This is a genomic window from Pseudoxanthomonas sp. 97-1-1 (assembly GCF_057773125.1).
The window spans coordinates 720,943-734,876 of the sequence record NZ_JBYMTJ010000003.1; the positions used below are offsets into that span (position 1 = coordinate 720,943).

General features: G+C 67.5%; 13 protein-coding genes and 4 tRNA genes. 12 read left to right on the forward strand and 5 right to left on the reverse strand.

The window, feature by feature from the left end:
- Positions 1–10: 10 nt before the first annotated feature.
- The 5 genes from moaB to hemA form a co-directional block, all read right to left on the reverse strand.
- A complete protein-coding gene (gene moaB / locus AC3DET_RS15185; RefSeq protein WP_488392142.1) occupies positions 11–529 on the reverse strand; it encodes a molybdenum cofactor biosynthesis protein B in 519 nt (172 codons plus the stop codon).
- A gap of 25 nt (positions 530–554) precedes the next feature.
- Positions 555–2,279: an O-linked N-acetylglucosamine transferase, SPINDLY family protein gene (locus AC3DET_RS15190; RefSeq protein WP_488392143.1), complete on the reverse strand. Its 1,725-nt coding sequence runs from the start codon at positions 2,277–2,279 to the stop codon at positions 555–557.
- A 206-nt stretch (positions 2,280–2,485) separates the two neighbouring features.
- The gene (locus tag AC3DET_RS15195) at positions 2,486–2,932 is read right to left on the reverse strand and encodes a GNAT family N-acetyltransferase (RefSeq protein ID WP_488392144.1); all 447 of its coding nucleotides are present in this window, start codon (positions 2,930–2,932) and stop codon (positions 2,486–2,488) included.
- A complete protein-coding gene (gene prfA, locus AC3DET_RS15200) occupies positions 2,929–4,014 on the reverse strand; it encodes a peptide chain release factor 1 (RefSeq protein WP_337731305.1) in 1,086 nt (361 codons plus the stop codon). The genes AC3DET_RS15195 and prfA overlap by 4 nt, the downstream gene beginning before the upstream one ends.
- Positions 3,986–5,278 (reverse strand): glutamyl-tRNA reductase, encoded by a 1,293-nt coding sequence (gene hemA / locus AC3DET_RS15205; RefSeq protein ID WP_488392145.1) that lies wholly within the window; start codon positions 5,276–5,278, stop codon positions 3,986–3,988. Before hemA ends, prfA begins: the two co-directional genes overlap by 29 nt.
- A gap of 68 nt (positions 5,279–5,346) precedes the next feature.
- Between hemA and AC3DET_RS15210 the strand changes: the two genes are divergently transcribed.
- From AC3DET_RS15210 to tuf, 12 genes are all read left to right on the forward strand, one after another.
- Complete coding sequence (locus AC3DET_RS15210) at positions 5,347–7,038, forward strand: tetratricopeptide repeat protein (protein ID WP_446538025.1); 1,692 nt, start codon at positions 5,347–5,349, stop codon at positions 7,036–7,038.
- A complete protein-coding gene (lolB, locus tag AC3DET_RS15215; protein ID WP_488392146.1) occupies positions 7,035–7,685 on the forward strand; it encodes a lipoprotein insertase outer membrane protein LolB in 651 nt (216 codons plus the stop codon). Before AC3DET_RS15210 ends, lolB begins: the two co-directional genes overlap by 4 nt.
- Positions 7,682–8,572 carry a 4-(cytidine 5'-diphospho)-2-C-methyl-D-erythritol kinase gene (gene ispE, locus AC3DET_RS15220; RefSeq protein WP_488392147.1) on the forward strand — a complete coding sequence of 297 codons (891 nt, stop codon included), beginning with the start codon at positions 7,682–7,684 and terminating at the stop codon, positions 8,570–8,572. The genes lolB and ispE overlap by 4 nt, the downstream gene beginning before the upstream one ends.
- A tRNA-Gln gene (locus tag AC3DET_RS15225) sits at positions 8,571–8,646 on the forward strand. The genes ispE and AC3DET_RS15225 overlap by 2 nt, the downstream gene beginning before the upstream one ends.
- Positions 8,647–8,682: 36 nt before the next feature.
- A complete protein-coding gene (locus AC3DET_RS15230; protein WP_192201803.1) occupies positions 8,683–9,642 on the forward strand; it encodes a ribose-phosphate diphosphokinase in 960 nt (319 codons plus the stop codon).
- A gap of 111 nt (positions 9,643–9,753) precedes the next feature.
- Positions 9,754–10,407, forward strand: coding sequence for a 50S ribosomal protein L25/general stress protein Ctc (locus tag AC3DET_RS15235; protein WP_337731300.1), 654 nt, complete (start codon positions 9,754–9,756; stop codon positions 10,405–10,407).
- A gap of 51 nt (positions 10,408–10,458) precedes the next feature.
- A complete protein-coding gene (pth, locus tag AC3DET_RS15240; RefSeq protein WP_337731299.1) occupies positions 10,459–11,040 on the forward strand; it encodes an aminoacyl-tRNA hydrolase in 582 nt (193 codons plus the stop codon).
- Positions 11,041–11,116: 76 nt separating this feature from the next.
- On the forward strand, positions 11,117–12,208 hold the full coding sequence (gene ychF / locus AC3DET_RS15245; RefSeq protein ID WP_337731298.1) for a redox-regulated ATPase YchF: 1,092 nt from the start codon (positions 11,117–11,119) through the stop codon (positions 12,206–12,208).
- Between the two features lie 107 nt (positions 12,209–12,315).
- A tRNA-Tyr gene (locus AC3DET_RS15250) sits at positions 12,316–12,401 on the forward strand.
- Positions 12,402–12,440: 39 nt separating this feature from the next.
- Positions 12,441–12,514, forward strand: a tRNA-Gly gene (locus AC3DET_RS15255).
- A 52-nt stretch (positions 12,515–12,566) separates the two neighbouring features.
- Positions 12,567–12,642: transfer RNA gene (locus AC3DET_RS15260), tRNA-Thr, on the forward strand.
- Positions 12,643–12,677: 35 nt separating this feature from the next.
- A complete protein-coding gene (tuf, locus tag AC3DET_RS15265; RefSeq protein ID WP_056879796.1) occupies positions 12,678–13,868 on the forward strand; it encodes an elongation factor Tu in 1,191 nt (396 codons plus the stop codon).
- The last annotated feature ends 66 nt before the right edge of the window (positions 13,869–13,934 follow it).

A 13,934-nucleotide genomic window follows, 5' to 3' on the forward strand; every position in this document is an offset into this window, starting at 1 on the left:
CTCTCCTTGCTCATTCCTTCAGGCGGGGACGCAGCGTGGCCAGGTTGCAGGGCCGTGTGCGTGCGTCGAGTTGGGCGCGGATGATCTTCTCCCACGCCGTGCGGCAGGCCGAGGTGGAGCCCGGCAGGCAGAACAGGAAGGTCTGGTTGGCGAGGCCTGCGAACGCGCGCGACTGCAGCGACGAGGTGCCGATCTCTTCGACGCTGACATGGCGGAACAGTTCGCCGAAGCCGGGCATTTCCTTGTCCAGCAGCGGCAGCAGCGCCTCGGGCGTGGAGTCGCGACCGGTGAAGCCGGTGCCGCCGGTCACCAGGATGCCATCTACCGCGGGATCGGCGATCCATTGCGAGACCTGCGCACGCAGGCGGTAACGGTCGTCGGGCAGCAGCGCGCGGTCATGCAGGTGGTGTCCTTCCTGCGCGAGCGCATCGGCGAGGTAGTCGCCGGAGCGATCCTCGGCGAGTGTACGGCTGTCGGAGACGGTCAACACGCACAGGTGCAACGGGATCAAGGCGTCGGCATGGCTCATGCCCGAAGGGTAGCGCAATCGCGGGTCAGCCGAGCGGTGCGGGAGGCAGCCCCTTGCGGTGCCGGTCAGCCATGCGCCAGGCGACGTCGGCGAAGCCTTCCGCGAACCGCGGCATGTCGAACAGCGGTGCGTGCGCGATCGCGGCCCGCAGGCGCTCGCGCAGGGCCGCGCGTGCCGCGGCATCGCGTCCCAGCCGGATCCCGGTCGAGACGAAGGCCTCGTCGTCGGTCATGTTCATTTCGTTCAGGCCGAGATGATGATTGAGGCTGCCTGCGACGCGGGAGGCGAACGTCGCGCCCGGGCAGGTCAGCACCGGGCAGCCTGACCACAGCGCGTCGGACGCGGTGGTATGCGCGTTGTAGGGATGCGTGTCGAGGAACAGGTCCGCATGCCGGTAGCGCGCCAGGTACTCCGCATGCGGCAGCTTGCGCATGAACACCAGGCGCGCCGGATCCACGCCGCGCGCCTGCGCCGCCGCGCGCAGGCGGTCGTCGGCCCGGCCGGGGCCGGACAGCAGCCACAGCACGCTGCCGTCGACGTTCGCCAGTATGTCGAGCATCCTGGCCAGGCTGCGTGGGTTCACCTTGTAGCTGTTGTTGAAGCAGGCATAGACCACGCCGGTACCGGGGAGGCCACAGGCCTCGCGCGGGGGCGGCGTGTCGATCGTGCGACGCGTGTCGGACGGTTGGAAGGCGCCGGGCAGGTAGGCGACGGCTTCGCTGTACGCCGGCACCAACGTCCCGGGCAAGGCGAAGCGATCTGCCAGCACGTAGTCGATCCACGGCGCACCGGAGGTGCCGGGATAGGCCAGCCAATTGACCTGCACGGATGCGGGCCGCATGGCCAGCACTTCCGGCGTGCCGCCGCCACCCCAGCCGCGCAGGTCGTAGAGCACGTCGATGCGCTGGTCGCGGATGGCCTGCGCGACACGTGCGTGCGGGAGGCCCGCGACATCGTGCAAGTGCGTGGCCGTCGCCAGCCGTTGGCGGATGGGGCTGCCATCGTCGGGCGTGAGGGCGAACAGGTACGTGGATACCGCTGCATGCGCCTGCAGGGCTTCGAAGAACGCCACCGTCAGCAGGCCGGTGGGATGCGCGCCGAAACCGTTGGAGAGGAAGCCCAGGCGCAGCGGCGCGTCTGCCGGCGCGTGCGGTGCGGGCGGAAGCGGGCGGACGACCGACGCCAGCGCCTGCGCGCGTTGCCGAGCGCAGGCCAGTTGCTCCTGCGCGCTGGCGTCTTCGCTGAGGAAGGCGAACGGCTCCACCACGCCGCGACCCTCGCGCACGGCGCCCCGCACCTGCGCCGACAGCGCGTCGAGGTCACGCCAGTCGCAGAGCTTGCGGCGCCAGTTCAACAGGTGGGCGGCGAACATGGGCTCGCCCGGCAACAGCCGGTAGGCATGCTCGTAGGCTTGCGCGGCGGCCTCGGCTTCACCGGCATCCTCGAGGGCGTGGCCGAGCCACAACGCGATGCCCGGGTGCTGGGGCGCCTGCGCGGCGGCCGCGCTCAATGCCTGTGCCGCCTGCGCGTGCCGACCCGACAGCCAGTGGCTGCGGCCGAGTCGCGCGAGGGCTTCGGGATGGCGGGGGCGCAGGCCCAGCGCGTGCTCGGCGGCGCGCCGCCCCGCCTCGGCATCACCGTGGTCGAGCTCCGCATCCGAAAGCATGACCCAGGCGATGAAGTCCTGCGGCGCCTGCCGTACATGCAGCCGCAATCGCGCGCGCTCGTCGCGTGGACCGTCAACGGTCACCGCGACCGCCTGGCTCGAGGGTGCAGGTGGCGCTGGCGGGACGCGTGGCGACGATCATGGGCGGCAGCCTAGCGATCATCGACAGCGCGCGACAAGCCTTGCGCCACGTGCGATGCATGTGGGAGTGACGCCCGTCGCGAAGGGGCACCCATGTCGCGACGGGTGTCGCTTCCGCATCGGGGAAGCCGGCTTCCACGTTGCGCAGGCTAGAGCGGCAGGCGGAAACGCAGCGTGCCGTCGTAGGGCACCCAGCCCATGGCCCGGTACAGCGCCTGTGCGCTCGCGTTGTCGTGGTCGGTTTCCAGTTCCAGCCGCAACGCCCCGTCGGCGCGCGCGAACTCGGCCGCGGACGACAGCAATGCGCGCGCGACGCCCATGCGACGCGCCTCCGGCAGTACGAGCAGGTCGTTGAGAATCCATACCCGCGACGCGCTGACGGAAGAAAAGGCCGGATACAACTGGGTGAAGCCGACGGCCGCGTCGTCTACCCAGGCCAACAGGATGACGGACTCGTCGCGCTCCATCCGCTCGCGGATGAAATCCCGTGCCAATGCCGGGTCCGAGGGCTGGCAGTAGAAGCCGCGGTACTGGTCGAACAGGCGGGCGACGACATCCAGGTGCGTCAGTCCCGTCCGGCGGACCACCGTCGTCATGCTGCCTCCGTCAGTCGCGCCAGTTCGTCGGCCAGGTGCTCGCGGCCGAGGCGGTCGACCAGTTCGTCCAGGTTGCCTTGCAGGATGTTGGGCAGGTCATAGAGCGTCAGCCCTTCGACGCGGTGGTCGGTGATGCGGCCCTGCGGGAAGTTGTAGGTACGGATGCGCTGGCTGCGGTCGCCGCTGCCGACCTGCAGCTTGCGCGATTCGGCCTGAGCCGCCTGCTGCTTGCTGCGTTCCGCATCCAGCAACTGCGCCTTCAGCCGCTTCATGGCCTTGTCGCGGTTGGCATGCTGGCTGCGCTCGGTCTGGCATTCCACCACCACGCCGCTGGGGACATGGGTGATGCGGATCGCCGACTCGGTCTTGTTGACGTGCTGGCCGCCCGCGCCGGACGAACGGAAGGTGTCCACCTTCAGGTCGGCCGGATTGATGACGATCTCGTCCACCTCGTCCACGTCCGGGATGATCGCCACCGTTGCGGCGGACGTGTGGATGCGGCCCTGTGATTCGGTTTCCGGCACGCGTTGCACGCGATGGGTCCCGGATTCGAACTTGAGCCTGGAATAGGCGCCGCGACCCACCACGCGCGCCACCACTTCCTTGTAGCCGCCGTGCTCGCCGGGGCTGTCGGACTCGATTTCCACCTTCCAGCCCTGGCGCTCGGCGTAGCGGGCGTACATGCGGAACAGGTCGCCGGCGAAGATCGCGGCCTCGTCGCCACCGGTGCCGGCGCGCACCTCGAGGAAGAGGTTGCCCTCATCGCGGTTGTCCTTCGGGACGAGCAGCAGCATCAGGGCTTCGTCCAGTTGCGCCAGGCGCGTCTGTGCGGCGGTGATTTCCTCGTCGGCCAGTTCCGCCAGTTCCGGATCGTCGCGCATCGCCTGCGCGGCGGCCAGGTCGGACTGCGCACGCTTCTCTTCCGCCATCGCACTGGCCACGGGTTCCAGTTGGGCGAATTCGCGCGAGAAATTGCGGAAGCGGTCTCCGTCGCCGATCACGTCCGGATCGGCGAGCAGGCGTTCGAGTTCTTCGCGGCGCTCAGCCAACGCTTCAAGCTTGCGGCGCAGCGTCGGCGTCATCGTCTTTGTCTTTCTTCAGGTGGGAGTAGGGCGGTTGCGCGGGGAACAGGCGATCGGCGGCGCGCGCCAGTTCGGCGTCGCCGCTCATGGCCGCGTCGCGCAACGCCGCGGTTGGCGGGTGCAGCAGGCGGTTGGTCAGCGTGTGGGCGAGGAATTCGAGCACCTGGTCGGCGTCGCGGCCGTTGGCCAGTTGCTGGCGTGCCTTCGCCAGCACGTCCTCGCGGGTGGACTCGCCCAGCGCGCGCAGGCGCTTGAGCGGTTCCTGCCGGGAACCGGCCAGCAGGATTTCCATGAAGCGGCCGACCTGCACGTCGATGATCGCTTCGGCGGCGTCGGCGGCTTCACGCCGGCTGCGGCGGTTGTCCTCGACCGCGCGCTCGAGGTCGTCGACGGTGTACAGATAGGCATCGCGCAGCTCGGCTACCGATGCTTCGATGTCGCGTGGCACGGCCAGGTCGAACAGCAGCATCGGCTTGTGCTTGCGCTTGGCCAGCGCGGCCGCGACCTGGGCATGCAATACGACGGGTTCGCGTGCGGCGGTGGCGGAAAACACCACATCGGCCTCGGCCAGGTGCCGCTCCAGTTCGGCCAACGGCAGCGCATAGCCACCGTGGCGGGTCGCCAGTTCCTGCGCGTGCGCCAAGGTGCGGTTGGCGACCAGCAGGCGGCGCACGCGACCTTCGCTGAGGTGCTTGGCGGCCAGTTCGATGGTTTCACCGGCACCGACCAGCAGCACGGTGGATTCGCTGAGGCGCGCGAAGGAGTTCTGTGCCAGGCGTACTGCCGTGGAGGCGACGGATACCGGATTGGCCCCCACGCGGGTGTCGGTGCGTGCGCGCTTTGCCACGGCGAAGGTCTGCTGGAAGAGGCGGTCCAGGCGATTGCCTAGCGCGCCATGTTCGCGCGCCGTGGCCCAGGCATCCTTCACCTGGCCGAGGATCTGCGGCTCGCCCAGCACCATCGAATCCAGGCCCGTCGCGACCCGGAACAGATGGCGGACGGCATCCGCGTCCCGGTGGCGGTAGAGGTAACCCTCGAGTCCTTCGGCATGGGTGGCCAGCCAGCTCGCCAGCACGTCGCCGTCTTCCGCCACCGCGTACAGCTCGGTGCGGTTGCAGGTCGACAGCAGGGCGGCTTCGACCACGTCGGGCAGCGCACGCAGCGACGACAACGCGTGCGGCACCGTGCCGGCGTCGAACGCCACCCGTTCGCGCAGGTCGACCGGCGCGGTCTGGTGGTTCAATCCGAGGACCCACAACGTCATCGTTCAGGCGCTTGCAGTAAGCTGCTGGCTCATATCAGGGCCGCCATTTTACGGCCGACGTGACGTTCATGCCCGAAATGATTCGCACCTTGTTTGCCGCGCTGGCGATGGCGGCCGCCATACCCTCCGCGGTGGCCGCATCGTCGATCCCGCCCGGCCATCGGCAGGACGACGCGCTGACCACGGTGATGGCGGGCGAATTCGCCCTGCAGGCGGGCCAGTTGCCGGACGCCGCGCGCTGGTACCTGGACGCCGCGCGGGAGCAGGACGACGCCGGGCTTGCCGAACGCGCCACCCGCATTGCGCTGCTGGCCAAGGACGATGCCCGTGCGGCCGAAGCGATCAAGCTGTGGCGCGCGCGTTCGCCCCGCACGCTCGCGCTGCGCGGTGCGGAGGCCACGCTGGCACTGCGCCAGGGGCAGAGGCGGGTTGCACGTCGCGAACTGGCCGGGCTGATGAAGGATCCCGACGAGCTGGGTTGGCGTTACGCGCTCACGGCACTGGCCAGTGGCGGGAAGGATCCTGAACTGCCGGCGCGGCTGCTGCGCGATCTGCTCGACGATGGCGCCATGCCCGACACGTTGCAGGCCTGGCTGGCGTTTACCGGGCTGGCCCAGCAGATGGACGAGCCCGTGCTGGCCGAACGGATGGTCGGCGATGTGGTCAAGCGCTTCTCCGGCGAGCCGCTGGTTGCCCTGCTGCAGGCCAGCCAGTTGCTGCAGGCGGATCGCAAGCAAGAGGCCCGCGCGGTGCTGGACGGTCTGCTTCCGAAGGCTTCAAGCGACGCGGCGCTGCGGCTGAAGCTGGCCGAGGAATACGACAGGTTGGGCGACCCGGCGGCGGCCTCGCGCGCGCTGGGCCAGGGCCCGCAGGACACGCTGACCTATGGCTTGCGGGCGCAGTTGCTGGCCAAGGCGGACGATACGGCGTCTCTGGGCGAGCTGTATGAGGAACTGAAGCAGGCGGCGTCGGGTGCGGGGCAACCGACCCAGTACAGTCCGGATCGCCGGTTGCTGCTGGGGCAGATGGCGGAGTTCCTCAAGCGTCAGGATGAAGCTCTGGAGTGGTACCGCAGCGTGCCCGCGGGCGAGCAGCGCGCCGAGGCGCGCCTGCGCGCCATCAACACCCTGTTCGAACTCGAGCGCAAGGATGAAGCCTTCGCGGAGGCCCGCAAGCTGCAGGGCGATGCCAGCGTCGAAGACGGTACCCGCCGCGATGCCTATCTGATGGAGGCCGAACTGCGCCAGAAAGACAAGCAGGACGAAGGCCAGATGGAGGTCTTCGCCCGCGGTCTGGCGGCGTATCCCGATGACCTTGCGCTGCTGTATTCGCGCGGGCTGGCCTGGGAGCGGCGCGATCGCATCGACCACGCCGAGGCCGACTTCCGCCGCATCCTGGTGATCGAGCCGGACAATGTGGCCGCGCTCAACGCGCTGGGCTACACCCTGGCCGACCGCACCACGCGCTACCAGGAGGCGCTGGAACTGATCGATCGGGCGCGCACCGCCGCCCCGGAAGACGCGGCCATCATCGACAGTTATGGCTGGGTGCTCTACCGGCTGGGGCGCAATGCGGAGGCGCTGGTGGAACTGCGTCGCGCGTTCACGCTGCAGAAGGACCCGGAAATCGCGGCCCATGTGGCGGAAGTGCTGTGGGTGATGGGGCAGAAGGACGAGGCGCGCCGCTATTTCGACGAAGCCCGCAAGCTCGACCCCGACAACCGCTCGCTGCTGCGGGCGCTGGAGAAGACAGGCGCATGAAGGTTTCAGGATTCCTGCTGGCGGGGCTCGTGGCCCTGTCGATGGTGGGCTGCGCCACACGCGGTCCGGCCGTGGATTCGCCGGCCCTGCGCGACCCCGAGGCAGTGGCGGCGGCGCACGCGGCACAGGCCACCCGCGCGGCGTGGCTCGCCTCGCAGCCGGACTGGTCGTTCGCCGGCCGCGTGGCGGTCAATGCGAACGGGAAGGGCGGCAGCGGCCGGATCGACTGGCAGCAGACGGGCGCCGGTTATCTGGTCGCGCTGAGTGCCCCGGTTACCCGGCAGAGCTGGCGCCTGGGCGGGGACCTGCAGACCCGTGGCGCCCGACTGGAAGGGCTGGAGGGCGGGCTGCGCGAAGGGGCCGATGCCGACCGCCTGCTGCGCGAGGCCACCGGCTGGGACATCCCGGTGGCCTCGATGGTGCACTGGGCCCGCGGTGTCGCCGATCCCTCCGCCCCCACGGAAGGCGTGGAATACGATGCCGACGGCCGGCTGCGGACCCTGACCCAGGAGGGTTGGCGAGTGGACTATCTGGACTGGTTTCCAGCCGAGGGCTCCCAGCCGTTCATGCCGCGCCGCATGGAGGCGCGACGGCAGGGCGCGACGGTGAAGGTCGCCGTCGATCAGTGGCAGTTGGCACCGCAATGACCGCGTTTGCGGTCGACGAGGGCTGGTCGGCCTGGCCCGCACCGGCCAAGCTGAACCTGACCCTTCAAATCACCGGTCGCCGTGCGGATGGCTACCACCTGCTGCAGACCGTGTTCCGGCTGCTGGAGTGGGGGGATACGATCCATGTGCGCGCCCGTGAAGATGGCGATATCAGGCGGGTGGGGGAGTCCGTTCAGGGCGTCTCCGAGGCGGATGATCTCGTTGTTCGCGCGGCCAAGTTGCTGAAAACGGAAGCCAATGTCGCCAAAGGAGCAGACATTGGCGTTGAAAAGCGCATTCCTGCCGGCGGCGGTTTCGGTGGTGGGTCGTCGGACGCTGCCACGGTATTGGTGGCTCTGGATCGGCTTTGGGAGTGTGGTCTGGACCCGGGTCGGCTGGCGTCCCTGGGGCTGCGGCTGGGGGCGGACGTCCCTGTCTTCGTCCGCGGCGGGAATGCCTGGGCGGAGGGGGTGGGTGAGGTTCTGACGCCGCTGGCGCTGCCGCCGGCGTGGTATCTGCTGGTCGATCCCGGTGTCCACGTGCCCACGGCGGCACTTTTCGCATCACAGGATTTGACGCGTGATGCTGCACCCGCGAAAATATCGGACTTCGTTTCGGGATCACTGCTCGGCAACGCGTTCGAGCCGGTCGTGCGTCGCCGGGAACCCGCCATCGAGGCGGTCTTCCAGGTGCTCTCACGCGTCGGTGCGCCACGCTTGACCGGTTCTGGCGGCGGCTGCTTCGTGGAGTTCGCCGACAAGGCCTCTGCCGAGGCGGCGCTGGCGACCTTGCCTGCCGGGCTGCGTGCCTGGGTGGTGGAGGGTGCCGGGCGCTCGCCACTGCTGCGCACGCTTGAGCAGTATTGCGGAACGGAGAAATACGCCTAGGGGCGTCGCCAAGTGGTTAAGGCACCGGGTTTTGATCCCGGCATTCGTAGGTTCGAATCCTTCCGCCCCTGCCAATTCACTGTGTCCTAGCTGCATCTGCCGAGACGACCATGCAAGACGAACGCAACCTGCTTGTCTTCTCCGGCAATGCCAACAAGCCGTTGGCGAACAGCATCTGCCGCGAGCTGGGCGTGCGTCCCGGCAAGGCGCTGGTGTCCCGGTTCTCCGACGGCGAAGTGCAGGTCGAGATCCAGGAGAACGTGCGCCGGCAGGAGGTGTTCGTCGTGCAGCCGACCTGCGCGCCGAGCGCCGAGAACCTGGTGGAGCTGCTGGTGCTGATCGACGCGCTGAAGCGCGCCTCGGCCAGCAGCGTGACCGCCGTGGTGCCGTACTTCGGCTACGCCCGCCAGGATCGCCGCATGCGTTCTTCGCGCGTGCCGATCACGGCCAAGGTGGCGGCCAAGATGTTCAGCGCGGTCAGTGCCGACCGCGTGCTGACGGTGGACCTGCACGCGGACCAGATCCAGGGGTTCTTCGATATCCCGGTGGACAACGTATACGCGTCCCCGTTGCTGCTGGCCGACATCTGGCGCGCCTACGGCACCGAGAACCTGCTGGTCGTGTCGCCGGACGTCGGCGGCGTGGTGCGCGCCCGTGCGGTGGCCAAGCGCCTCGACGACGCGGACCTGGCGATCATCGACAAGCGCCGCCCGCGCGCCAACGTCGCCACGGTGATGAACATCATCGGCGACGTGGAAGGCAAGGACTGCGTGCTGGTGGACGACATCGTGGACACCGCCGGTACGCTCTGCGCCGCTGCGGCCGCGCTGAAGCAGCACGGTGCCAACAAGGTGGCGGCGTACTGCACCCATCCCGTGCTTTCCGGCCCGGCAGTGGACAACCTGAACAATTCGGTGCTCGACGAGCTCGTCGTCACCGACACCATCCCGCTCTCGCCGCAGGCGCAGGGCTGCAGCAAGATCCGCCAGCTGTCGGTGGCGGAACTGCTGGCGGAAACGATCCGCCGCATCGCCTTCGGCGAGTCGGTCAGCTCGCTGTACGTGGATTGATTCTCCGTCGCACGCCGGGACACCGGCGTGCGGCTCTCCGGGTTCATCTGGTCGCGGGTGAACCTTTCATCAGCCGTCGCGAGACGGTCTACAACCTAGGTAGTGAAGCAAATGGCTAAGACACATGAAATCAAGGTCGAGCGCCGCGAAGACGAGGGTAAGGGTGCGAGCCGCCGCCTCCGTCACGCGGGCACCGTGCCTGCCATCGTCTACGGTGGCGAACTGAAGCCGGTCAGCATCCAGCTGAACCACAACGAAGTCTGGCTGGCCTCCCAGCACGACTGGTTCTACTCGTCGATCCTGGACCTGAGCCTCAATGGCGACATCCAGAAGGTGCTGCTGCGTGACATGCAGCGCCATCCGTTCAAGCAGCAGATCATGCACCTGGACTTCCAGCGCGTGAACGAGAACGAGACGCTGCGCACCGCGGTGCCGCTGCACTTCCTCAACGAAGACAAGTCGCCGGCCGGCAAGTCCGCCGAAGCGGTGGTCACCCACGAGCTGAACGAAGTCGTCGTCGAGTGCCTGCCGAAGGACCTGCCGGAATTCATCGAGATCGACCTGGCCGACCTGGCCATCGGCGCGGTGGTCCACCTGTCCGACGTCAAGCTGCCGGCCGGCGTGGTTATCCCCGAGCTGAAGCTGGGCAAGGAACACGACGTCGCCGTCGTGATCGCCAAGCACGGCAAGGAAGAGGCCGAGGAAACTCCGGTGGAGTCGGCCGAAGTGCCGGCGGCCAAGGTCGCCAAGAAGGACGACAAGTAATCGCATGAGCCTTCGCCCGCTCTGGCGGGCGAGGGTATGCGATGCGTCCCCATGGCAGGCTTGCGCCTCATCGTCGGACTGGGCAATCCCGGTACCGAACATGCCCGAACCCGGCACAATGCCGGGTTCCATTTTGTCGATGCCCTGGCGGAACGGCAGGGTGAGCGCTTCGGGCTGGAGAGCAAGCTGTTCGGAGAGACCACCAAAGTGGTGGTGGCCGGGCAACCAGTCTGGTTGTTGAAGCCCGCCACTTACATGAACCTCAGTGGCAAGTCGGTCGCGGCGGCGCTGCGTTTCTGGAAGATCGCCCCCGAAGAGGCGTTGCTGGCGCATGATGAGCTCGACCTGGCCCCGGGCGCGGCGCGCCTGAAGTTCGATGGTGGCCACGGCGGACAGAACGGCTTGCGCGACACCATGCAGCATCTTGGGCACGGCAAGTTCCATCGGTTGCGGATCGGCATCGGCCATCCCGGCCACAAGGACCGGGTGACCAGCTGGGTGCTGGGCAAACCGGGCAAGGACGACGAGATCCTGATCGCGCGGGCGATCGACGATGCGCTGGATGTGCTGCCGCTGGCGGTGGCGGGCAACTTCATGGATGCGATGACGCGGTTGCACACGCAGAAGCCGTGATTGGTGATTGGTGATTTGCAGGGCACGGATCGGGCCGCGAATCACCAATCACGAATCACGAATCCCGGATGTAGACATGGGCATCAAATGCGGCATCGTGGGCCTGCCGAACGTCGGCAAGTCCACCCTGTTCAACGCGCTGACCAAGGCGGGCATCGCCGCGGCCAACTTCCCGTTCTGCACCATCGAACCGAACGTGGGTGTGGTACCCGTGCCGGATCCGCGCCTGGGGCAGCTCGCCGAGATCGTCAAGCCGCAGAAGGTCATCCCGACGGCAGTGGAATTCGTCGACATCGCCGGCCTGGTGGCGGGCGCCGCCAGCGGTGAAGGCCTGGGCAACAAGTTCCTGGCCCACATCCGTGAAGTGGATGCGATCACCCACGTGGTGCGCTGCTTCGAGAACGATGACGTCATCCACGTCAACAACCGGATCGACCCGCTCTCGGACATCGACACCATCGACACCGAACTGGCACTGGCCGACCTCGAGAGCGTCGAAAAGGCGCTCAACCGGGCCGAGCGCTCCGCCAAGGCGGGCGAGAAGGACGCCATCGCCCGCAAGCCGGTGCTGCAGAAGCTGCAGGCAGGGTTGAATGACGGCAAGCCGGGCCGCGCGCTGGGCCTGGACGACGAGGAGAAGGCGCTGGTCCGCGACCTGTTCCTGCTGACCCTGAAGCCGGTGATGTACGTGGCCAACGTGCTGGAGGATGGTTTCGAGAACAATCCGCACCTGGAAGCCGTGCGTGCTCGCGCCACCGCCGAGGGTGCCGAGGTGGTGCCGGTGTCCGCGGCCATCGAGGAGGAGCTGTCCCAGTTGGACGACGCGGACCGTGACGCCTTCCTGGCGGACCTCGGCCTGGACGAGCCGGGGCTGAACCGGGTCATCCGGGCGGCCTACAAGCTGCTGGGCCTGCAGACCTACTTCACGGCGGGCGTGAAGGAAGTACGTGCCTGGACCGTACGGGCGGGCTCCACTGCGCCCCAGGCGGCGGCCGTGATCCATACGGATTTCGAGAAGGGCTTCATCCGCGCCGAGACCATCGCCTTTGACGACTTCCTCAAGTACAAGGGCGAAGCCGGTGCCCGGGACGCGGGGCGCCTGCGGCTCGAAGGCAAGGAATATCGCGTGCAGGAAGGCGATGTCCTGCATTTCCGGTTCAACGTCTGAGAAAAAAATATGGCTGGCGCGTTGACAGAAGGGTCGGCACGCGCCAAAATCTCGGGCTGTTTCACCCTGGTTTGATTTGGCCCCGGCCCAGTCAGTCCGGTGATCCCGGAGGGATACCCAAGCGGCCAACGGGGGCAGACTGTAAATCTGCTGGCTTACGCCTTCGGTGGTTCGAATCCACCTCCCTCCACCACGTTTTCGTTGTTGTTTTGAGTTGTAGTGGTCTCCCGGTGCGGGAGTAGTTCAATGGTAGAACTGTAGCCTTCCAAGCTACTAGTGCGGGTTCGATTCCCGTCTCCCGCTCCACTGAACACCAGCACGGGGTCTGCAGCGATCCAGGCAGCACAACCGGTTTCACGCTCACGTAGCTCAGTCGGTAGAGCACCTCCTTGGTAAGGAGGAGGTCGAAGGTTCGATTCCTTTCGTGAGCACCACTTCCATCCATTGATCCACTCGAGAACCAGCAGCCATGGCAAAGGGTAAGTTCGAACGCACCAAGCCCCACGTGAACGTGGGCACGATTGGTCACGTTGACCACGGCAAGACGACGCTGACGGCGGCGCTGACGAAGATCGGCGCGGAGCGTTTCGGTGGCGAGTTCAAGGCGTACGACGCGATCGACGCAGCGCCGGAAGAGAAGGCGCGCGGCATCACGATCTCGACCGCGCACGTGGAATACGAATCTGCCGCGCGCCACTACGCGCACGTGGATTGCCCGGGCCACGCCGACTACGTGAAGAACATGATCACCGGTGCCGCCCAGATGGACGGCGCGATCCTGGTGTGCTCGGCCGCTGACGGCCCGATGCCGCAGACCCGCGAGCACATCCTGCTCTCGCGTCAGGTCGGCGTGCCGTACATCGTCGTGTTCCTGAATAAGGCCGACATGGTGGACGATGCCGAGCTGCTGGAGCTGGTGGAGATGGAAGTCCGCGAACTGCTGAGCAAGTACGAGTTCCCGGGCGACGACACCCCGATCATCTCGGGCTCGGCCCGCCTGGCGCTGGAAGGCGACCAGAGCGAGATCGGCGTGCCGGCGATCCTGAAGCTGGTGGACGCGCTGGACACCTGGATCCCGACCCCGGAGCGCGACGTCGACAAGCCGTTCCTGATGCCGGTGGAAGACGTGTTCTCGATCTCGGGCCGCGGCACCGTGGTGACCGGCCGTATCGAGCGCGGCGTGATCAAGGTGGGCGAGGAAATCGAGATCGTCGGTATCCGTCCGACCCAGAAGACCACGGTCACGGGCGTGGAAATGTTCCGCAAGCTGCTGGACCAGGGTCAGGCGGGCGACAACGCCGGTCTGCTGCTGCGCGGCACCAAGCGTGACGACGTGGAGCGTGGCCAGGTGCTGGCCAAGCCGGGTTCGATCACCCCGCACACCGAGTTCGAAGCCGAAGTTTACGTGCTGAGCAAGGACGAAGGCGGCCGCCACACCCCGTTCTTCAAGGGTTACCGTCCGCAGTTCTACTTCCGCACGACCGACATCACGGGCGCCGTGACCCTGCCGGAAGGCGTGGAAATGGTGATGCCGGGTGACAACATCAAGATGGTGGTCACCCTGATCAACCCGGTGGCGATGGACGAAGGTCTGCGTTTCGCGATCCGCGAAGGCGGCCGTACCGTCGGCGCCGGCGTGGTGGCCAAGATCATCAAGTAAGCCCCTGCGGTCCCGGCGAGGACTCGCCGGACAGCGACAAGGGCGGACCGGAACCTCGGTCCGCCT